This window comes from Ulvibacterium sp. (assembly GCF_965248315.1).
Lineage (GTDB): Bacteria > Bacteroidota > Bacteroidia > Flavobacteriales > Flavobacteriaceae > Ulvibacterium.
Genome location: NZ_CBDFIX010000002.1, coordinates 3,556,467 through 3,577,700, shown reverse-complemented (window position 1 = coordinate 3,577,700; position 21,234 = coordinate 3,556,467). Strand labels below are relative to the sequence as shown.

The following is a 21,234-nucleotide window of genomic DNA, read 5'->3' as shown; positions in this document are numbered from 1 at the left end:
AATATCAAAAACCCCCGAAATTATGAAGCATTTTCTTCCAGTATTTCTGTTTTTATTTTTGGGTCATGTCCATTCCCAAGAGACAATCAAAACGATAAAGGGCATAATATCTGATGGCCAATACCCTTTAAGAGACGTAAATATCAACATTAAGGATGCCGATAGGTTGGCGAGGACCGATGCCTCCGGGAAATATGAAATCAAGGCCCGCGAAGGTGAGACTTTGGTCTATAGTCATATGGGCAAGGAAACCTTGGAGATCTTGGTAGAGGACGTAACCACCTTCTTGAATGTAACCTTAAGGGATGAGATTCAGGAATTGGACGAGGTGGTGGTTACGAAAAGATATCATAAGACCCAACAAGAACTTTTTGCTGAATATAATAGCAATAAGAATTTGATAAAAACGATTTTTGGAATTTTGGATATCAGAAGGATACCATCTAGGGCCCACATTATTGATGGTAAGAATATTAATCCTTCTGCTCTTAATATTTCATCAATTTTACGGGCAAGAATCCCAGCTTTTTATCCTAGCGGATCAGCTGTCATGGCTAATTCTACGCGTCTATGGGAGGTAGATGGTGTATTGTTTCGGACTCCACCCACATTTATAGACATACAAAACATAGATAGAATCGCTGTTATACAAGGACTAGGAGCACTGAACAAATATGGTAGTCTCGCCTCGGGGGGGCTTGTAATCATCAACACAAAAGTGGTTAATTTCAGCCGGGAACCTGGAACAAACCTCCCCTATGACCAGGCGAAGTTGCGAAACAATTTTTTTGAAAAAGGGGATGCGATAGGCCCGGAGGATTTGGCTGTACCGATGTATCTACAGATGTTACACGCTACGGTTGATTGGAACGAAGCTAAGGAGAGTTATTTCCAGCTTGAAAAGATATATGGCCAGTCGCCTTATTTTTATTTGGATGCGAGATCCTATTTTCAAAAACAATACATGGATAAGGCTATGGTCAAAATGATTACGAATAATATTGAGGCCAATTACTCCAATAACCCTATTATCCTTAAAGCTTTAGCCTATCAATTGGATGAAGAACGGAATTACGGTGCCTCATTGGAACTGTACAAGAAAATTTTCATCCTACGCCCGCACTATCAGCAATCCTATCATGATTTGGCACATGCATACAAAAACAGTGGAAAGATCAAACGGGCGGCTCTGCTCTATGCCCGACACCAATTTTTGTTACGCGAAGGGCTCTTCAATAAGTCTGAAACCTTTTCGGATATTTTAGACAGGGACTTCAATAACTTATTGGTACAGGAGGCAGAAGTACTGTCGCAGGAAAAGGTGTTTTTTACATCCGATGAGGATGATTTTAACGGGACACGGCTGGTATTCGAATGGAGCGATAGCGAAGCCGAATTTGAACTACAATTTGTAAACAACGACAAGCGGTATTATACATTTAAACACACGTCGTTTGACAATGAAACCCATTTCAAGGATGGGAAGCAGAACCGTTTTTCGTGCCAGGAATATTTAATTTACGAACCCGATGGAACTTGGCAAGTAAATGTCAACTATCTGGGAAATAAAAGTCTTACGCCCACCTATATAAAGGCCACGGCTTACTATGACTATGGAAAACCCTATCAAAGACATGAATCCAAGGTTTTTAAATTAAGGGTCAAAAATAGCAATCAGGAGTTGTTCAAGGTTCAAACGAGTGATATGCTCACTGCTAGGTGAAATTGGTATGGAAATTACTTTCTGCTACAACTTGCATACTGTCTTTCATTGATGTGATTACAAAAACGAGAGGGGATTCAGTTACGATTGTATCAAAAAGTTGGGATACCGCTAGCAGTCGAGATCGTGCCGGACACGCAGATTGGAAATAATAGAAATTCTTTTCAACTTCAAGAGCAAAATCACATTTACATGGATGATGTTTGGCGTAATTTTTGTGGTACTTTTTAATGGTTTTATTAAACAATACTAAAACACGAACCCCTATGAAGTATCTTTTTCCTGCATTTCTTTTTTTGCTCTTTTCCCAAGTTTATTCGCAAGAAACCCTTAGAACAATAAGGGGTTCGGTTTCTGATGGCCAAGACCCTCTTAAGGACGTCAACATTTCAGTTAAAGATACGGACAGGCTGGCAAGGACCGATGAATTCGGGAAATATGAAATCAGCGCCCATGAGGGAGAAACCTTGGTCTACAGTTACGTAGGCAAAAAAACCTTGGAGATTTTGGTAGAAGATGTTACGACCTTTTTAAACGTAACCTTAAAGGAGGATATTCAAGAATTGGATGAGGTGGTTGTAACCAAAAAAAAATACCACAGGACGCAAAAGGAACTTCGCCTGGCTTACAATACCGATAAAAACTTGATTAAAACAATTCATGGTATTATGGATACCAGAATGATGCCATCCAGGGTCCAAATCATATACGAAAAGAATATTAATCCATCTACGGTTGATATCTTAACACTCTTGCGCGCGCAAGTTCCAAATATCTTAACCCCCACTAATACTACGGGCCTAAATTTAAATGATATTCAGGTTTTTTTTCGCAGAGGGATTACATCTATTAATACAAGAACACCGGTTTTATTCGAAGTGGATGGGATTTTGCTCCAACAAGTTCCCATGTTCATCGACATACAAAATATTGAAAGAATGGCCGTTATACAAGGCCTGGGGGCGTTGAACAAATATGGTAGCCTAGCCGCGGGTGGTCTCGTTATCATCAATACGAAAACGGCCAATTTCAATAGGGAACCTGGAAAAAGCACTCCATACGACCAGGCAAAATTACGGAACAACCTTTTTAAAAAAGGCGATGCCATTGGCCTAGACGATGTAACCACACCCATTTACCTACAAACTTTACGCTCTACGGTTAGCTTTAAAGAGGCCAAGGAAAGCTATGCCCAACTTGAAAAAGTAAATGGTAGATCTCCCTATTTTTATTTGGATACGCGTACCTACTTTCAAAAGGAATGGCAAGATAAAATGATGGTGGAAATGATTACAAAGACTATTGAGGCACGGTATTCCGATAATCCGACTATCCTCAAGGCTTTGGCCTATCAAACGGATGAAGAGGGAGATTACGAGGCTTCGGTGGAGCTCTATAAAAAAATATTCGTCCTTCGCCCTCATTACCAGCAGTCCTACCATGATTTGGCGAATGCCTACAGAAACAGCGGAAAAATTGAACGGGCCGCTCTGCTCTACGCCCGGCACCAGTTTTTGATGCGCGAAGGGTTTTTTGGCAAGTCGGATACCTTTTCCAATATTCTAAATCGGGACTTCAACAATTTATTAGGCCAAGAGGGAGAAGTACTTTCCCAGGAAAAAATGTTTTACGTATCCGATGAGGATGATTTTAACGGAACACGGCTGGTCTTCGAATGGAACGATGGTGAGGCAGAATTTGAATTACAGTTCGTTAATGGTAACAAACAGTATTATACCTTTAAGCACACGGGGTTTGACAATGAGGAGCTTATTAAGGATGAAAAACAAAACGGTTTTTCCTGTCAAGAACATCTTATTTATGACCCGGAAGGTATCTGGCAGGTGAATGTAAATTATTTGGGAAATAAAAGTCTAACCCCGTCCTATCTTAAGGCTACTGTCTATAAAAATTATGGAAAACCCTCCCAACAACAGGAATCCAGGGTTTTTAAGTTGATGGCCAAGAATCGCAATCAAGAATTGTTCAAGATTAAAGCAGACGGAATGCTTTCCGTTAGGTAGACAAGGGGAGTTCAAATAAGGGTCTGGGTCTTACCTGTGATGTAAGCAACTTATTGGTTTTTATACCTGTAACACCCCCATATTAAACGGTTTCTTAACTGGCGCATGATTTGCTGCCTCAATGCCCATAGAAATCCATTTTCTTGTTTCCAATGGATCAATTATAGCATCCGTCCATAAGCGCGCTGCTGCATAATAAGGGGATACTTGGTTGTCATATCGATTCTTAATCCGGTTAAAAAGCTCGTTTTCCAATTCTTTGGTAATCAACTCACCTTTCTTCTGTAAGGAAGCTTTTTCTATTTGCAACAATACCTTGGCAGCCGAATTACCGCTCATAACGGCAAGTTCGGCACTCGGCCAGGATACGATGAATCTTGGGTCGTAAGCCTTTCCGCACATGGCATAATTTCCTGCACCATAGCTATTTCCAATAATAATGGTAAACTTGGGAACCACACTATTTGCCACTGCATTCACCATTTTGGCACCATCCTTTATGATACCACCATGTTCACTTTTGCTACCGACCATAAAGCCGGTGACATCCTGTAGAAAAACCAAGGGAATCTTCTTTTGGTTACAGTTGGCAATAAAACGGGTAGCCTTGTCCGCCGAATCGGAATAGATAACACCCCCAAATTGCATTTCCCCCTTTTTTGTTTTAACTACTTTACGTTGGTTGGCTACGATCCCAACGGCCCAACCATCGATTCTTGCATAGCCGGTTAAAATGGTTTTTCCATAGCCTTCTTTGTACTGCTCTAATTCCGAAGCGTCAACTAACCGTTCTATAATTTCCAGCATATCATATTGGTCGGTACGCGAACCAGGAAGAATACCATATACATCCTTCGGATTTTTTTTGGGCTTCGTGGCTTCAATTCGATTGAATCCGGCTTCATTGACACCCCCTATTTTACCCATAATACGTTTAATAGTATCCAATGCGTCCGAATCGTCCTTGGCCTTATAATCGGTTACACCGCTAATTTCACAATGGGTAGTGGCCCCGCCCAGGGTTTCATTGTCTATTTCCTCTCCAATGGCCGCTTTTACCAAATAGCTTCCAGCCAGGAAAATACTACCAGTCTTGTCTACGATAAGCGCTTCGTCACTCATAATGGGCAAATAAGCACCACCAGCTACACAACTGCCCATTACCGCGGCAATTTGAGGTATTCCCATACTGCTCATCTGGGCATTGTTCCTAAAAATTCTACCAAAATGTTCCTTGTCAGGAAAGATTTCATCCTGCATAGGCAAAAATACCCCGGCACTATCCACCAAATAAATAATGGGCAGATTGTTTTCCATGGCAATTTCCTGCGCCCTTAAATTCTTTTTCCCTGTAATTGGAAACCATGCGCCGGCCTTTACGGTGGCGTCATTGGCAACTACCAAACACTGTTTTCCGGATACATATCCGATTTTTACAACAACACCTCCGGATGGGCAGCCGCCATGTTCCGGATACATATCTTCACCGACCAAAGCTCCAATTTCCAAACTATCCTTCCCCTTGTCCAATAGGTAATCGATACGTTCACGAGCGGTCATTTTTCCGAGTGAATGTTGTTTTTCTATCCGGGATTTACCTCCCCCAAGTTTTACCTGTGCCAAACGCTTTTTAAGCTCGGAAAGCAATAATTTGTTATGATCTTCATTTTTGTTGAACTTCAGATCCATGCTATTGGTAGTTTCTTTTAAAGCATAAAGATAGCAGTATTATTGATTAACTTTGGCAAAATAAAAAACCGATATGGGAGATACAATTCGTTGGGGAATCATAGGTCCGGGCAAGATTGCCCATAGTTTTGCAAAGGACCTGAAGCTGGTTTCGGATGGAATTTTAACAGCCGTGGCCTCTAGAAATATTGAAAAAGCAGAACTATTTGCAAAAGAGTACAATGCAAAACATGCTTTTGGAAGTTATGAGGAGTTATTCAATTGTGACGAAATTGATGTCATCTACGTCGCCACTCCACACACCCTACATGCCCAATGGAGTATTAAGGCGATGAATCATGGCAAACATGTACTCTGCGAAAAACCTATGGGCGTAAACCTTTCCGAAGTTGAAGAAATGATAGCTTGCGCCAAACGGAACCAAGTCTTTTTAATGGAGGCCCTTTGGAGTAGATTCAACCCGACCATACGTAAAGTAAAGGAATTGGTTGATGTTGGTGAACTTGGTAAAATTGGCTACCTCCATGCAGACTTTGCGTTTTACGGACTGGACCGATCGAAGGAAGGAAGGGTGTTAAATCCAAATTTGGCTGGGGGCTCATTGTTGGATATTGGGATTTATCCTATTTTTTTAGCCTATGTACTGCTAGGCAAACCAGAAAAAATAAAGGCAGCCTCCCAATTTTACAAAACCGGGGTTGAAGTGCAAACTTCCATGATTTTTGAATATGAAAAGGCCCAGGCCCTATTGTACAGCGGACTGACCTCCAATTCAGAAATGAAAGCTGAAATAGCTGGTAGCGAGGGTTCAATTTTCATTCACCCTAGATGGCATGAGGCACAAGGGTTTTCCATGGAAAAGGGTGATGGCTTGGATAGCTTTGATCTACCAACAAAGGGTAAGGGATACACCTATGAAATTGAGGAAGTACATTCCTGTTTAAAATCCCAAAAGCTGGAAAGTGACCTATGGTCCCATCAAAATAGTTTGGATTTGATAGGATTATTGGATGAAGTCCGCCGACTTACGGGAATCGTTTTTCCCTTTGAAGAATAAAGTTACCGATCCAAATCACAGAAAATCCCATAAAATTCCGATATTTGGAGCTACCACAAACCAAACTAGCACAAATGGGAATGAACAAAAACACGGTGCTTGCCTGGGCAACATTTATTATGATCGTAGTAGGGTGCGCGCTGATAGCGCTTGGAGCATTTAGATATGATGACGTTGCAGGATGGGGCTTTGCATCGGTCGGTATCGGTTTTTTTGCTATCGCATGGGTCTTTAATGCACTAAAGGGAAGGGTCTAAAACTTAAAATTTCCTCTTAATCAAGTACGGTAGGTTCACTTTTGATATGTATAACTTTGGCTTATCTATAGGAATCCCATTTAAAAGGTACAACCCATTAAAACAGTCTCTTCAACATTAATCCAAAAACTAATACTTAAGAAATGAGCGACGATAAGAAAGTCATTTTCTCAATGGCAGGGGTTACAAAAACGTACAAGAATGCGAATACCCCGGTACTTAAAAATATTTACCTCAGTTTTTTTTACGGTGCGAAAATTGGGATTCTTGGCCTTAATGGATCTGGAAAATCCACTTTGCTAAAAATCATCGCCGGAGTAGATAAGAACTATCAAGGGGATGTTGTCTTTTCCCCTGGGTTCAACGTGGGTTATCTGGAACAGGAACCACAACTGGATGAGGAGAAGACTGTGCTCGAAGTAGTAAAGGAAGGAGTTTCGGAAACCGTTGCCATTTTGGACGAATATAACAAGATCAATGATATGTTCGGTTTGCCAGAGGTATATGAAGATGCGGATAAGATGCAAAAGCTAATGGATAAGCAAGCCGACCTCCAGGATAAGATCGATGCCTCTAACGCTTGGGAGCTTGATACTAAGCTTGAGATTGCCATGGATGCGTTACGTACCCCAGTGGGTGATCAAAAGATCTCGGTACTTTCAGGAGGGGAAAGAAGAAGGGTAGCCTTGTGCAGATTGTTGCTTCAGGAACCTGAGGTTTTATTGCTGGACGAACCTACCAACCATTTGGATGCGGAATCCGTACACTGGTTGGAACATCACTTGGCCCAGTATAAGGGAACCGTAATAGCCGTAACCCATGATCGTTATTTTCTGGACAATGTAGCCGGATGGATTCTGGAATTGGATAGGGGGGAGGGCATTCCTTGGAAAGGCAATTATTCCGGTTGGTTGGACCAAAAGGCAAAACGTTTGGCACAGGAAAGCAAGCAAGCCTCCAAACGTCAAAAGACACTGGAAAGGGAATTGGATTGGGTGCGACAGGGCGCGAAAGGAAGACAGACCAAACAAAAGGCCCGGTTAAAGAACTACGATAAATTAATGAGCCAGGACCAAAAACAATTGGATGAGAAACTAGAAATATATATCCCCAATGGACCCCGTTTAGGAACTAATGTTATTGAAGCTAAAGGGGTTAGCAAGGCCTATGGGGACAAATTGCTATATGAAAATTTGAATTTTAAACTGCCCCAAGCAGGTATCGTAGGCATTATTGGACCAAATGGTGCAGGGAAAACAACTATTTTCAGGATGATAATGGGCGAAGAAACTCCAGATAGCGGAGAATTTGTAGTAGGGGATACGGCAAAAATCGCCTATGTAGACCAAAGTCATTCAAATATTGATCCTGAGAAAACCATTTGGCAAAACTTTAGCGATGAACAGGAATTGATCATGATGGGCGGAAGACAGGTGAATTCCCGGGCCTATCTAAGTCGTTTTAACTTTTCAGGTAGTGAGCAGAACAAAAAGGTAAACATGTTGTCCGGCGGAGAACGCAATAGGCTTCATTTGGCCATGACTTTAAAAGAGGAGGGCAATGTGCTATTATTGGATGAGCCTACCAACGATTTGGATGTAAATACCTTACGGGCCTTGGAAGAGGGTCTTGAGAACTTTGCAGGCTGTGCGGCTATCATTTCTCACGATCGCTGGTTCCTAGATCGTATTTGTACGCATATCCTTGCCTTTGAAGGTGATTCGCAGGTATATTTCTTTGAAGGTTCATTCTCGGACTATGAAGAGAATAAAAAGAAACGTCTGGGTTCCGATCTTATGCCGAAACGGATAAAATACAAGAAATTGATACGATAATCATCTTAAATAGCCTCAAAAGTCATCCTCGGGGTACCAATCCAATTGCACGACTTTTATATTGGGATTTTTCTGATTAACCAGTCTCTTGAATTTAGCAACATCGCTAACATTGGGGTTTCCTCTATAATGGTAGGGATATACCTCCTTTGGCCGGAATTCCAAGACCGCCTCAGCGGCATTTTCCACGGTCATGGTGTAGGGTAGGTTCATGCAAACAAAAGCTTTATCGATATTTTTTAAGCTTCGCATTTCAGGGATATCTTCCGTGTCACCTGAAAAATAAAGTCTTTGGCCACCCATATTCAAAACATATCCATTGCCACGGCCCTTTTCATGGAATTTTTTAGCTTCTTCCCGTAAGTTATACATCGGAATAGCCTCAACATTTATTTCATAGCGTTCCTTGGAATCGCCGTTGTTCAAAACGTCGATTTGAGGAATGAATTCTTCGGGTATTTTATCGGCTACAGCTTTCGGAACTATTATTTTTGCCCTTTTTGTGTCCAACTCCTGCAAAGTTTCCAAACTAAGATGATCACCGTGAATGTCCGTGATTAGAATTAGATCCGGTTTTTTTTGTCCCTCAAAGACTTTCGCGCCGCCAACGGGATCTACATAAATGGTAATGTTTTTCCATTCCAATACGGCCGTGGCATGGGAGATAGGGATAATCTTAATCTCGGAACCCTGTTCGCCATTTAGAGAAGGTGGAGCAGGTGGAGCAGGTTTTTCAATTGCTTGGAAAGGATCCGAGTCTATGTGAGGTGAAGGCTTTGCTTTTTCCTTGCAGCCCAAAAAAGTAAAACAACAGCCCAAAAGTCCAAAAAACAATTTTTTCATGAATCAATTTTTTGAATTGAATATTAATTCCATTTTGATATCGCTTCGTTCATAGGGAAGCTCTTTTTCCAATTCTACCTCTACAAAGCCATATTTCCGATAGATATGAAGGGCGGCATCCAATTTGGTGCTGGAATACAATACGATGCTTTTCCAATGGTTTTCTTTCGCAAACTCTATGGCAAAGGATAACAACTCTTGACCGATTTTTAAACCTTGATGGTTGGGATCGACGGCCATCTTGCCTAATTCAAAAACTTTCTCGTCATAAGGGATAAAGGAAAAACAACCCACAATTTTACCTTTATATTCAGCTAAAAAAATAAATCCACCTATATCGATAATGGATTCTTGGCAATTTTCAAGTAGCAATGCATCTTTGTCCTCCACATGAAAATACTTTTTGAGCCAAGCGATGTTCAAATCCCTAAAGCTATGGGCATATTTGGGTTCAAATGGTACTATTCTTAGGGACATGGGAAAGTAAAATCGCTTTACTGTAAAGTTACTATATGTGCCGATTTGTGTTGTAGGTTTTTTAGTTTTTTTCGGCCAAAAAATCTAAAAAGAAAAATGAACCGTATATAGACTGATACGAACAAACACTTTTTAAAAGTTAAACAAGCTTATTTTAATTTTAACATTATGACTGAAACAAAAAGTAACAACGGATTGAAGGTATTAGCAGGTTTGCTAGGTGTGGTACTTCTAGGTACTATCATCTACACCGTTAGTCTTTATCAGGATAAAAAGAAAACGGAGACCGTACTTACCGAAGAAAAGGCACTTGTGGTCGAGGATCTCAATAGCCTAAAATCAGAATATGACAAAGCTATTTTGGAGAGTAATGCTACCAATGAGGAATTGGTAGAGGCACGAGACAACATTGCCAAGTATATCGATTCTGTAAAATCTATGAAAGGGGATATTGCCTCATTGTCAAGGTACAGAAGACAAGTTAGTGTGCTAAAGGCGGAAAGGGAACAATTGATGAAACAAGTAGATTCTTTGACACGTTCAAACACTCTCATTGCTATGCAACGGGACAGCACTTACAACGAATTGGAGAAGCAGACCATTTTTAACGATTCCTTGGTTGTACAGAACACACAATTGGCCGATGCTGTTGAGAAAGGTTCTGCATTAAACTTATCTAAATTCAATGTTGATGCTGTAAAAGAGCGCAACAATGGAAAATTGGTTTCTACTTCCAGGGCCAAAAGAACGGACAAATTTAAAATTTGCTTCACTGTTGCGGATAACGTAATTGCCGAGGCCGGTGACAGGGAGTTCTTTTTGGAAGTATTGGATCCTCAAGGGAATGTCCTAGGAGAAAGCTTCTCCAAGACTAATGATTCTGGAGCGTCCGTAACTTATAGCAAAGGAACCAATTTCTACTATGAGAATAAATCGTTGGACGTTTGTGATTATATCAATAAGCCAGCTGGTGATTTTCAAGGAGGAAATTACATGGTAAACGTTTATGACGACCGATTGAAATTATTGGGAACCTCCAAGTTCACACTTAAATAATATACACTATCCATTAATACAAAGAGGGGTCGATTCTTAAGAATCGACCCTTTTTTTGTTTCTGAAAACCTGTTCCTGGATATACCTATTCTATTTGACTTCCGTTGTAGAAGGCGAATTCCAGACTATTTAAGGCTACCCACCATATCTTCAGGTTTTACCCACGCATCATATTCATCTGAAGTAACATACCCCAAATTAATGGCCTCTTCCTTAAGTGTCGTTCCATTTTTATGGGCGGTATTGGCAATTTCAGCAGCTTTATAGTATCCTATTTTGGTATTCAAAGCGGTGACCAGCATTAAGGAATTGTTTAATAGGGTTTTAATAGTTTCATGATTCGGTTCAATACCTGCTGCACAATTTATATCAAAGCTTACACAAGCATCTCCCAACAATTCGGCAGATTGAAGTATGTTGGCCGCCATTACAGGTTTAAATACATTTAGCTCATAATGTCCCTGTGTTCCACCAACCGTAATGGCCACATCATTGCCCATTACCTGTGCGCAGACCATGGTCAGAGCTTCACATTGGGTGGGGTTTACCTTTCCTGGCATAATGGAGCTGCCTGGTTCATTGGCCGGGATAATTATTTCCCCGATACCTGACCGTGGTCCTGAGGCCATCATACGAATATCATTGGCAATTTTGTTTAGGGAAACAGCCAATTGTTTCAATGCCCCGTGGCTTTCCACAATGGCATCATGTGAGGCCAAGGCCTCGAACTTGTTTTCTGCAGTCTTAAAAGGGAGTCCTGTAAACTCGGCAATGTATTTCGCCACCAAAACATCATAACCTTTTGGGGTATTGAGCCCAGTTCCTACAGCTGTGCCCCCCAAAGCCAGTTCGCTTAAATGGTCCAAAGTGTTTTTCAAGGCATTTAATCCATGGTCTAACTGGGAAACATAACCAGAAAATTCCTGCCCCAAGGTTAATGGTGTCGCATCCATTAAATGTGTCCGGCCAATTTTTACCACTTCTCCAAATTCCTGCGCTTTTTTATGTAGTGTCTCCCTAAGTTGGGTCACCCCGGGAATTGTGGTCTCAACTACTTTTTTATACGCGGCGATGTGCATTCCAGTAGGAAATGTGTCATTGGAAGACTGTGACTTATTTACGTCATCATTCGGCTGAATGGTCTTTTCACCCTCACCTATTGTATTTCCGGCAATTTCATGGGCCCTGTTGGCAATTACCTCGTTAACGTTCATATTGCTTTGAGTGCCCGAACCGGTCTGCCAAATGACCAGAGGAAATTGGCTATCATGCTGCCCGTTTAAGATCTCATCGCAAACCTTGGCGATCAAATCCCTTTTTTCTTCGGAAAGAACACCCAACTCATGATTGGCAAAGGCCGCCGCCTTTTTTAAATAGGCAAAACCATATACGATGTCCAAAGGCATGGATCCCAATGGCCCTATTTTAAAATTATTTCTTGAACGCTCCGTTTGGGCACCCCAATATTTGTCCGAAGGTACCTTTACCTCGCCCATGGTGTCTTTTTCTATTCTAAAGCTCATTTTTAAAGTGATTTGATTTACAACAAAGGTACGCCTTAGCGGTTTCATTTCCATTGAGACTCTTCAAAAAATCGGTAATAATAAGGATGATATTTTTTTGATTTCAATTTGCAATATTCCTATTTTTCAAACTATCTTTGTATCGTTAAAATAAGAGATATGTTCGAATTTGACCAATATTTGGGATTCCTAGCTTTTTTAACCATTTTAACCATAGGTTTTTGGTTGATGATTTTTCTACTGGTCTTTGTTGTTCCGTATTGGTTGACAGGTAATTTGATAGAACTCTTTAAAGAAAAAAGAGAGGCCAAGAAGGCCAAGAGAGAAGCATAAAAAAAGAAGCCATTTGGCTTCTTTTATTTTTTGCAAAAAGACATCAATGAAACCGTTATTCCTTGTCCTTGGATTTCTTCTTTTTTCTCTTTTGCTTTTTTTGCTTCTTTTGCGCTTTTTGAAGGCCGTCTTTCTGAAGTTGAACAAAGGCCTCATATTTTTCCAAAGGCAGTCCAGCTTTTAGTTCCTCATCCTGCTCCTCGGTAATTTTTGCCATACCCTCTCGCATTTTATCAGGGGGAAGCTCCAAAATTCGCAATTCCATACGTTTCTGTAGATATTTTTTAAGAACCGAACTCAAAACAGCGGTCTCAAATTCATTGAGTTCCAAAGTTGCCGCTATTTTTGGCATTTCACCATCCACAATTTCTTCGGCGGTCTTGGGCTCAGGCTCTTTGGGTGTAATATCTGCTTGTGGAATAGCACTTCTGCCCCTTCCATAACCGTAGCCATATCCATTCCTTCTTCCATACCCGTATTGCGCTTGCAGTTCCGCACCCGCGAGCAGAAGCACAAAAAAAGCTATTAGAAAGCGTGTATTGGTTTTCATGACGTTCTGTTTTATAGTGTTCTAAATGTAACCCAAGGCCCAACGATCCTTGGTTAAAACCTTGCTAAAGCAAGCAATCAATAAATATACCAAATTCTTAAACTTTAAACTAAAGAAGCGAACAGTATCTCTATAAGACCTCCTGGATACGTTCAGGCGGTCTACCGACCACTGCTTTGTTCCCATTCACCACGATAGGGCGTTCTATTAGTTTGGGATATTGGATCATGACATCCAATATATCTTCGTCGGAGAGCAATCTACCTCTGAACTTTTCCTTCCAAATAGCCTCATTCTTGCGTACAAGGTTTTCAGGGGAAATGGAAAGACAGCTTAATATCTGGCGAAGTTCCTCCTTTGTGGGTACATCTTCCAAATATTTAATAACTTCAAATTCCTTCCCGGATTTTTCTAGGAGTTCCAATCCTTCACGAGACTTACGACATCTGGGGTTGTGATATATCTTTATCATTGTTTGGGTCTTAGCTATTAATTTTTCGAAACCATCGTACTATGGGGTCGAATGTGGTCAACAATGCATGTCTTACCAACGGCCTGGGAATCAATCCTCTTCTTTTTGTCCCATCATCATTAAATAGGCCTTTAAAAACCTATCGATATCCCCATCCATAACCGCATCCACATTTCCGGTTTCCTCACTGGTACGGACATCTTTCACCAATTTATAGGGATGCATTACGTAATTTCTGATCTGAGATCCCCATTCTATTTTCATTTTGGATGATTCTATCTCCTGACGAGCCTCCATTTTTTTACGCAACTCGATTTCATACAATTGTGATTTCAACATTTTCAAGGCCGTAGCCCTATTGTCATGCTGACTTCGGGAATCTGAACAGGAAATTTGAATACCGGTAGGCTTATGGACCAGTTGTACCTTGGTCTCTACCTTATTTACATTCTGCCCGCCTGCACCGCTGGATCGTGCCGTTGTGATTTCTATATCGGCCGGGTTCACCTCTATTTCTATACTATCGTCCACTAAGGGATATACATAGACCGACGCGAAAGAAGTATGCCTTTTGGCATTGCTGTCAAAAGGAGAAATACGTACCAAACGGTGTACCCCGTTTTCTCCTTTCAACCAGCCAAAGGCAAAGTCGCCCTCAATTTCCAGGGTAACCGTTTTTATGCCGGCCACATCACCTTCCTGATAGTTGAGTTCGCGTACCTTAAAACCGTTCTTTTCGCTCCACATCATGTACATTCTCATGAGCATGGCTGCCCAGTCACAACTTTCCGTTCCACCGGCGCCGGCCGTAATCTGAAGCACGGCCGTAAGTTCGTCACCTTCTTCGGAAAGCATATTCTTGAACTCCAATTTCTCTAAGGCGCCCAAAGCCTTTTCATGCTGATTTTCAACCTCAGCTTCCGAAACCTCTCCAGCTTGCTGAAACTCAAGCAATACCTCTAAATCGCCTACTAGAGTTTCCGCGGCTTGGTAATCGTCCACCCATTGCTTCTTGGACTGGATAAATTTCATATGGGCCTGTGCCTCCTGGGGGTTGTCCCAGAAATCCGGGGCCAGGGTTTTTTCCTCTTCGTTCTCTATCTCAATACGTTTGGCATCGATGTCAAAGATACCTCCTTAACGCACCAAGGCGCTCAATAAGATCTTTGGATTGATCTGTAGTTATCATGTAATTTAATTTCCAGTAAAAATAAGGTTCTTTTTTTGATGTAGAAGAAAAATCAAAGGTATTGAATGGCGATAGTTCACCTTACAAATTCCTTATTGTTGTTGTTCCCCCAATACCTTAACGGTATATGAGGTTCTATTATCCCCTAAGGTATATACAACGCCCTTTAAAGGGGAACAATCTTCATAATCCTTGCCGTGACAGACTTTTATATGATTGGTGTTGGCTATGAGATTATTTGTGGGATCAAACCCGATCCAACCTACATGGGGAAGATATGCTTCCGCCCAAGCGTGCATTTGGGAATCGCCAAAATAACCATTGCCCTGATGGAGGTAACCGGAAACGTACCTTGTTGGAACTTGGTTAGCCTTGGCCAGTGCACAAAACAAATGCGTAAAATCCTGACATACCCCATGCCTTTTCTCAATGATTTCTTCCAAAGTGGTATTTACATCGGTTACACCAACTTTAAAATAGACTTGGTCGAACACCCACTGATTTAAATCCTGCAAATTTTCGAAGATGGACTTACTTTTGTCGAAGCAAAAGATATTCTTATGCTTTTCTGGTAAATGGGTAAAACGCGTTCCGCGCAAGAAAGGCTCAAAATCTACCTTAAATTCCAAGTCTTCCAATCTTTGGTAGTCCATTTCGATATCATGGGTCAACGAAAAGTCAAAAGGATTCATTTCCTTTTTGATGACCTTAAAGAAGGCCTCAAAGGAAATATCATTGAATTTTTGTCTGGGATGTACTTTTATGGTTTTAAATCCAAAACCGTTAATGGAAGTCTGGTTTACATCGTGTAATGAATTGGAGAATTCCAGAGATACCAATTGCTGGGTTTCATTATCCTCTGGAATGATTAAAAACTGCCAGTAGGCATCATCAACCAGGCTATCATAATGGTTTTTTGCCCTATATTCAATAGAATATTCCTGATACATGTAGAAAGTTGAGTGCGGTAAATATAGGAAAGAACAACATCAATAATTGAAAAACTCCTTTTCCATTTTTTGGCTGATTTCGGTAAGGTCGTTCAAAAGCGTGTTGATAAATTTTTTAATGTCACCCTCTATTTCTTCTATATACTTGTACTGGTACTCCGCTCGTACCCTTCCCACTAAGAAAGCGGTGGAATTTTTATTGTAGCGCAGGCTGGAATCCAATACCCTAATATGGTTATAGACTTGGTTTAAGCTATTCATAATGGACCTTGGGCAATTGGGGTTCAATATCAAAAACTCAAGGGTAGTAACACTGGTCGGGGTTTTTTTATAGAACCGGCGCATCATGTCATAGGCTTCAGCACATTTTAGGAGGGTAGTCCATTCAAAACTATGACTGAACTTGTCGCCATAGCTTCCTTGGGCTTTTAAGGCATCGTTATATTTTGCATTGATAATTCGTATGATCTGGGTAGCTCGTTCTATATTCATGCCCATCATTATAATGGCGTATACTTCATCGTGAAGTAACGTACCCCTTATTTTTCCGCGCAATACGGCCGTCATTTCAGTGATGTTGACCGTGAAATCATAAAGTCCCCTTTTTACGAAAGTATCAACGGGATAGTTAAGGATAAAGTAATAAAATTTGTTGATTGCCTCGTAAAGTTCGGTAGAAATCAGGTCACGCGCACTATTGGCATTTTCCCGGGCATATTTTATGTTACTGATAATCGAAAAAGGAAGGTCCCTATTTAGACCAATTTTATGCAGTACCTCTTCTTCGTTTAGGGTAACCGTGTCATCATATTCCGGTTCCCCCACCATAAAAAGCATAGATCGAAGAACAAACTGTCTGGACTGGGAAAGCTGATTGGGTGCATCCAGGGAGGAAAAATAATTTACATTAAGGTATCTGGCCATATGCTCAGAACGTTCTATGTAACGTCCCATCCAGAAAAGGTTGTTGGCTACTCGTGCTAGCATGTAGTTTTTGTTTTGATTTTTCTTAGGTCATTCAATTTTTTTCGTTTTGCATAGGCTTCGGTCATTTTCAATAGGTTGGGCGAACAATATACAGATGGCCTGCCAATATTTACAACTACGAATAATTACCATTGTTCATTCCTTAAGAACCCAAGTGTCCTTGGACCCACCGCCCTGGGACGAGTTAACGACCAAGTTCCCTTTTTCAAGAGCTACCCGGGTCAGCCCTCCCTTAAGTACAAATTCCCTATCCTTGCCTAATACCGTAAAGGTTCTGAGATCAATGTGACGTTGTTCAAAAGATTCACTTCCATCTATATAAGTAGGATGCACGGAAAGCGACATAATAGGTTGGGCCACATACTTTCTTGGATTTTGGGAAACCTTCTTTTTTACCGCATCAATTTCATCTTTGGTTAACCTGTTCCCAATTGATATTCCATATCCACCTGCCTCGTCCACAGGTTTTATTACAAGTTCGGATATATGTTCCAGAACATATTTTAGCTCATTGGAGCGACTGCAATGGTAGGTGTGTACGTTTTTGATAATCGGTTCTTCGTCCAAATAGTATTTAATAATGTCGGGCATATAGGTATATACGGCCTTGTCGTCCGCAACCCCTGTTCCAGGGGCATTGGCCAGAGTAACATTCCCTTTTTTATATGCGGCAAAAAGTCCAGGCACTCCCAAGGCAGAATCCGGAAGAAATTCCAGAGGGTCTATAAAAAGGTCATCTATTCTACGGTAGATGATATCCACCCTTTCTGGACCCTTTATGGTCTTCATGTAGACAAAATCGTTTTCCACGAAAAGATCGCGCCCCTCCACAAGTTCAACACCCATGGTCTTTGCTAAATAGGAATGCTCATAAAAAGCGGAATTGTACATGCCCGGCGTAATTACAACACAATTTGGCATATCCACTCCTTTTGGTTTTACGGTTTCCAACAAATCGAGAAGGTTTTCGGCATAGTTGGTAACCGTGTGGGTCTGGTAATGATTAAATACGCCAAAAAGTGCCCTTTTTAAAGCGGTACGATTGCAGATGACATAGCTGACCCCGGATGGACATCTGATGTTATCTTCCAAAACGTAATAGCTTCCATCTGTATGCTTTATGACGTCAGTTCCGGAAACATGGTTATAGATTCTTCCCGGAGGGTCTACATCCATCATTTGATGGAGATAATTGGATGATGAACTTACCAGTTCCAAGGGCACGATTCCTTGTTTAAGGATTTTTTTATCATGGTAGATATCCCATAAAAAGAGGTTCAAAGCACGACTACGTTGTATCGACCCCCGTTCGATTATATCCCATTCATCGGTATCTATGATTCGGGGAAATAGATCAAATGGGAAAATTTTCTCCTTGGTTTCCTTATCCCCATATACCTGAAAGGTAATCCCTTGGTTAAAGAAAGACGCTTTGGCCTTTTCGCTAAGTCGAACATAATCCTGAATCGAATGCCCTCCATATAGGTTGAATAGCGTTTGATAAACTTCCTTCACCTCACCCTTTTTATCGAATATTTCATCAAACATTTCCGGGTTTCTTTGATACGATGAGAATATTCGATTTTCAAGATTGCCCATGCTATTTTGTTTCCTATTAATATACCGGTTTTCGGCATATCTTACCATAAGAAATTCCTAATAATCCCTTTGTTTTTTGAGCATACACGTAAAAATACGGGTCAATTTCTGTCATTTTATTTTTAGGATAGAATATCATAGGAGCATCCGAATTTGAGGTTTTTTGTCTACTTTTAATTGTCTAACTCAGCACCCCTATCTTATGAGATATCTTGTTTTAATTTTCATTTTGGTTTTTTTTGTTCGGCCTTCAAATGCCCAATTTGATGAAACGGACACAAACTATAAAAAATTCCAGGGATTGTTTACATTTTATTATGATGAAGCAGATGGAAAAGTCTATTTGGAAGTCGATGATCTCGAAAAAGAATTCCTTTATATATACTCCCTTAGTAGCGGAATTGGAAGCAACGATATTGGTCTTGATCGGGGACAACTGGGGAATGAACAAGTGGTTTATTTTAAGAAAGCCGGGAACAAGCTTTTTTTGGTACAACCCAATCTTAAGTTTCGGGCCCTGACGGACAATGCCTTGGAAAGAAAATCCGTTGGGCAAGCCTTTGCAAAATCAGTGCTTTATGGAGCTGAAATAGAAAAAGAAGTCAACGGTAGTTTTATTATTGACCTGACCGATTTTTTAATGCGCGATGCGCATGGGGTATCTCAAAGGTTGAAAAGTAGGGAACAAGGGATCTATAAATTGGATAAGTCCAGGAGTGCGGTGGATATGGACCGTACCAAAGCCTTTCCAAAAAATGTAGAATTTGATGTTATGTTGACTTTTGAAGGTGAACCCAAAGGCGATTGGATAAAATCCGTGACACCAAATCCTTCATTGGTTACCGTGGCCCAGCACCATTCTTTTATAGAATTACCTGACGATGGATACGAGAAGCGGGAATTTGATCCGCGCTGTGGTTCCTATCCCTTTTCCTATTACGACTATGCCACTCCCATCCAGGAACCTATTTTAAAACGTTTTGTTACCAGACATCGATTACAAAAAAAAGATCCTTCCCTAAAAGTTAGTGAAGCCATGGACCCTATTATCTATTATTTGGATAATGGTACCCCAGAACCAGTGCGGTCCGCTCTTTTGGAAGGGGGTAGATGGTGGAACCAGGCATTTGAGGCCATTGGATACAAAGATGCCTTTCAATTAAAGATATTACCCGATGATGCGGACCCATTGGATGTCCGATATAATGTTATTCAATGGGTACACCGTTCTACCCGGGGTTGGAGTTATGGAAGTAGTATTACGGATCCACGTACCGGGGAAATCATAAAGGGACATGTAAGCTTGGGGAGTTTACGTATACGTCAAGATTTCTTGATAGCCCAAGCCTTAATGAACAGACCTTTTGCCGAAAGGGACGATAACCACAAACTTATGCTCGAACTGGCATTGGCCCGTATTCGGCAACTTTCCGCACATGAAATTGGTCATACCCTTGGTTTTGCCCACAATTTTGCAGCCAGTACCAATGGCAGGACTTCGGTAATGGACTATCCGCATCCTCAATTTTCGGTCAAAAAAAAGGAAATTGATTTTTCTGATACCTATGCCACGGGAATTGGGGAATGGGACAAGGTAACGGTTGCCTATTCCTACATGGATTTCCCTGAAGGTGCCGATGAAAAACAAGGTCTTGACCAAATTTTGGAAACGGCAAGGGAAGAAGGCCTTCGTTTCATTACCGATCAAGATGCACGTCCGGCCGGAAGTTCACATATCTTGGCACATCTGTGGGATAATGGAACCAATGCAAGTGAAGAGTTGGATAAAGTACTTGAAGTTAGAAAGACTGCCATTTCTAATTTTTCACTGGACAACATCCGGTCTGGTGAGCCTAACACTGTTTTGGAAGACGTATTTGTCCCATTGTATTTTTTTCATCGTTACCAGACGGAAGCTGCGGCCAAAATGTTGGGGGGAATGGAATATAATTATTCGGTAAAAGGAGACGGACAGACCACCTTGGAAATCGCAAATTCAGCTATACAGAGGCAAGCGTTGACGGGTTTGGTAAAGACCTTGAACGCTTCCGTAATCGCTATCCCCAAGGAGAAACTATCATTGTTCCCTCCTAGAGCCTTTGGCTACCCCAGGACAAGGGAATCCATCAAAGGAAAGACCGGGGTTTCGTTCGATCCGTTGTCCGCTGCCGAAACTGCGGCAGATATGACCTTGGGTTTTTTATTGCATCCAGAACGTGCCTCACGATTAATACAGCAAAAAGCTTTGGATCCCAAGAATTTAGGTCTTGAAGAGGTATTGGACATGGTAATTGTGTACACATTGGGAAGAGTTCATAAGGATCCCTATCTATTTGAGGTACAGAACAGCATAAATTTTAAGGTGTTGGACCATCTCATGAATTTAGCGGCCAACAAAAATGTGCACCCAGGAGTGAATGCCTTGGCCAATGACAAACTAAAAAGTATAAATGAAACCAATTTCGGTAAAGCTCTGGAGCAGATCGATGCCTTGGAAATGCTACGTCGTATCCGTAATTTTTATGAGCACCCGGACAAGTTCAAAATGAATTCTGCTCCCAAAATCCCGGATGGCTCGCCCATTGGAATGGATTGTTTCCACTAGATAGTTCAAAAAACATAGTTTATATTCGAGCCAGAATTTTATTCAAAAGCCATAAAAACTATCCA

At 41.1% G+C, this 21,234-nt stretch carries 18 protein-coding genes; 8 read left to right on the top strand and 10 right to left on the bottom strand.

Annotated elements, in window-relative coordinates; translation table 11 throughout:
• The first annotated feature begins 22 nt into the window (after positions 1-22).
• Both ACP2AF_RS16895 and ACP2AF_RS16890 read left to right on the top strand, forming a co-directional pair.
• Positions 23-1,723, top strand: a complete 1,701-nt coding sequence (locus tag ACP2AF_RS16895; protein WP_425237323.1) for a carboxypeptidase-like regulatory domain-containing protein — start codon at positions 23-25, stop codon at positions 1,721-1,723.
• Positions 1,724-1,989: 266 nt separating this feature from the next.
• Positions 1,990-3,747, top strand: a complete 1,758-nt coding sequence (locus ACP2AF_RS16890) for a carboxypeptidase-like regulatory domain-containing protein (RefSeq protein ID WP_425237322.1) — start codon at positions 1,990-1,992, stop codon at positions 3,745-3,747.
• A 60-nt stretch (positions 3,748-3,807) separates the two neighbouring features.
• Here ACP2AF_RS16890 and ACP2AF_RS16885 read toward each other — a convergent pair whose 3' ends face one another.
• Complete coding sequence (locus tag ACP2AF_RS16885) at positions 3,808-5,436, bottom strand: acyl-CoA carboxylase subunit beta (RefSeq protein ID WP_425237321.1); 1,629 nt, start codon at positions 5,434-5,436, stop codon at positions 3,808-3,810.
• Between the two features lie 73 nt (positions 5,437-5,509).
• Here ACP2AF_RS16885 and ACP2AF_RS16880 point away from each other — a divergent pair, with 73 nt between their 5' ends.
• From ACP2AF_RS16880 to ettA, 3 genes are all read left to right on the top strand, one after another.
• The gene (locus ACP2AF_RS16880; RefSeq protein WP_425237320.1) at positions 5,510-6,493 is read left to right on the top strand and encodes a Gfo/Idh/MocA family protein; all 984 of its coding nucleotides are present in this window, start codon (positions 5,510-5,512) and stop codon (positions 6,491-6,493) included.
• A 74-nt stretch (positions 6,494-6,567) separates the two neighbouring features.
• Entirely contained in the window at positions 6,568-6,750 is a 183-nt protein-coding gene (locus ACP2AF_RS16875) for a CAL67264 family membrane protein (protein ID WP_299536584.1), read from the top strand.
• Positions 6,751-6,893: 143 nt separating this feature from the next.
• Positions 6,894-8,585, top strand: coding sequence for an energy-dependent translational throttle protein EttA (gene ettA, locus ACP2AF_RS16870; protein ID WP_425237319.1), 1,692 nt, complete (start codon positions 6,894-6,896; stop codon positions 8,583-8,585).
• A 15-nt stretch (positions 8,586-8,600) separates the two neighbouring features.
• On the opposite strand, the gene ACP2AF_RS16865 is transcribed toward ettA, so the two are convergent.
• Both ACP2AF_RS16865 and ACP2AF_RS16860 read right to left on the bottom strand, forming a co-directional pair.
• Positions 8,601-9,428 carry an MBL fold metallo-hydrolase gene (locus ACP2AF_RS16865; protein WP_425237318.1) on the bottom strand — a complete coding sequence of 276 codons (828 nt, stop codon included), beginning with the start codon at positions 9,426-9,428 and terminating at the stop codon, positions 8,601-8,603.
• Positions 9,429-9,431: 3 nt separating this feature from the next.
• Complete coding sequence (locus ACP2AF_RS16860; RefSeq protein WP_425237317.1) at positions 9,432-9,905, bottom strand: GNAT family N-acetyltransferase; 474 nt, start codon at positions 9,903-9,905, stop codon at positions 9,432-9,434.
• A gap of 168 nt (positions 9,906-10,073) precedes the next feature.
• Here ACP2AF_RS16860 and ACP2AF_RS16855 point away from each other — a divergent pair, with 168 nt between their 5' ends.
• Entirely contained in the window at positions 10,074-10,961 is an 888-nt protein-coding gene (locus ACP2AF_RS16855; protein ID WP_299536593.1) for a hypothetical protein, read from the top strand.
• A gap of 125 nt (positions 10,962-11,086) precedes the next feature.
• Here ACP2AF_RS16855 and fumC read toward each other — a convergent pair whose 3' ends face one another.
• The gene (gene fumC, locus ACP2AF_RS16850; protein ID WP_425237316.1) at positions 11,087-12,484 is read right to left on the bottom strand and encodes a class II fumarate hydratase; all 1,398 of its coding nucleotides are present in this window, start codon (positions 12,482-12,484) and stop codon (positions 11,087-11,089) included.
• A 159-nt stretch (positions 12,485-12,643) separates the two neighbouring features.
• On the opposite strand from fumC, the gene ACP2AF_RS16845 reads away from it, so the two are divergent.
• Positions 12,644-12,817, top strand: a complete 174-nt coding sequence (locus tag ACP2AF_RS16845) for a hypothetical protein (protein WP_170158840.1) — start codon at positions 12,644-12,646, stop codon at positions 12,815-12,817.
• A 55-nt stretch (positions 12,818-12,872) separates the two neighbouring features.
• Here ACP2AF_RS16845 and ACP2AF_RS16840 read toward each other — a convergent pair whose 3' ends face one another.
• From ACP2AF_RS16840 to ACP2AF_RS16815, 6 genes are all read right to left on the bottom strand, one after another.
• Positions 12,873-13,367, bottom strand: coding sequence for a hypothetical protein (locus ACP2AF_RS16840; protein WP_425237315.1), 495 nt, complete (start codon positions 13,365-13,367; stop codon positions 12,873-12,875).
• Positions 13,368-13,497: 130 nt separating this feature from the next.
• Positions 13,498-13,839, bottom strand: coding sequence for an arsenate reductase (glutaredoxin) (gene arsC, locus ACP2AF_RS16835; RefSeq protein WP_425237314.1), 342 nt, complete (start codon positions 13,837-13,839; stop codon positions 13,498-13,500).
• 90 nt (positions 13,840-13,929) lie between these two features.
• Positions 13,930-15,028, bottom strand: a protein-coding gene (gene prfB, locus ACP2AF_RS16830; protein WP_425237313.1) for a peptide chain release factor 2 whose coding sequence is annotated in 2 segments (ribosomal slippage) — positions 13,930-14,964 and positions 14,966-15,028 — 1,098 coding nt in all. Because the reading frame shifts where the segments join, the coding sequence is not laid out codon by codon here.
• A 92-nt stretch (positions 15,029-15,120) separates the two neighbouring features.
• Positions 15,121-15,978 carry a transglutaminase-like domain-containing protein gene (locus ACP2AF_RS16825; RefSeq protein ID WP_425237312.1) on the bottom strand — a complete coding sequence of 286 codons (858 nt, stop codon included), beginning with the start codon at positions 15,976-15,978 and terminating at the stop codon, positions 15,121-15,123.
• A gap of 39 nt (positions 15,979-16,017) precedes the next feature.
• Positions 16,018-16,965, bottom strand: coding sequence for an alpha-E domain-containing protein (locus ACP2AF_RS16820; RefSeq protein ID WP_425237311.1), 948 nt, complete (start codon positions 16,963-16,965; stop codon positions 16,018-16,020).
• Between the two features lie 135 nt (positions 16,966-17,100).
• Complete coding sequence (locus tag ACP2AF_RS16815) at positions 17,101-18,564, bottom strand: circularly permuted type 2 ATP-grasp protein (protein WP_425237310.1); 1,464 nt, start codon at positions 18,562-18,564, stop codon at positions 17,101-17,103.
• 202 nt (positions 18,565-18,766) lie between these two features.
• On the opposite strand from ACP2AF_RS16815, the gene ACP2AF_RS16810 reads away from it, so the two are divergent.
• Positions 18,767-21,169: a zinc-dependent metalloprotease gene (locus ACP2AF_RS16810; protein ID WP_425237309.1), complete on the top strand. Its 2,403-nt coding sequence runs from the start codon at positions 18,767-18,769 to the stop codon at positions 21,167-21,169.
• Positions 21,170-21,234: the final 65 nt, after the last annotated feature.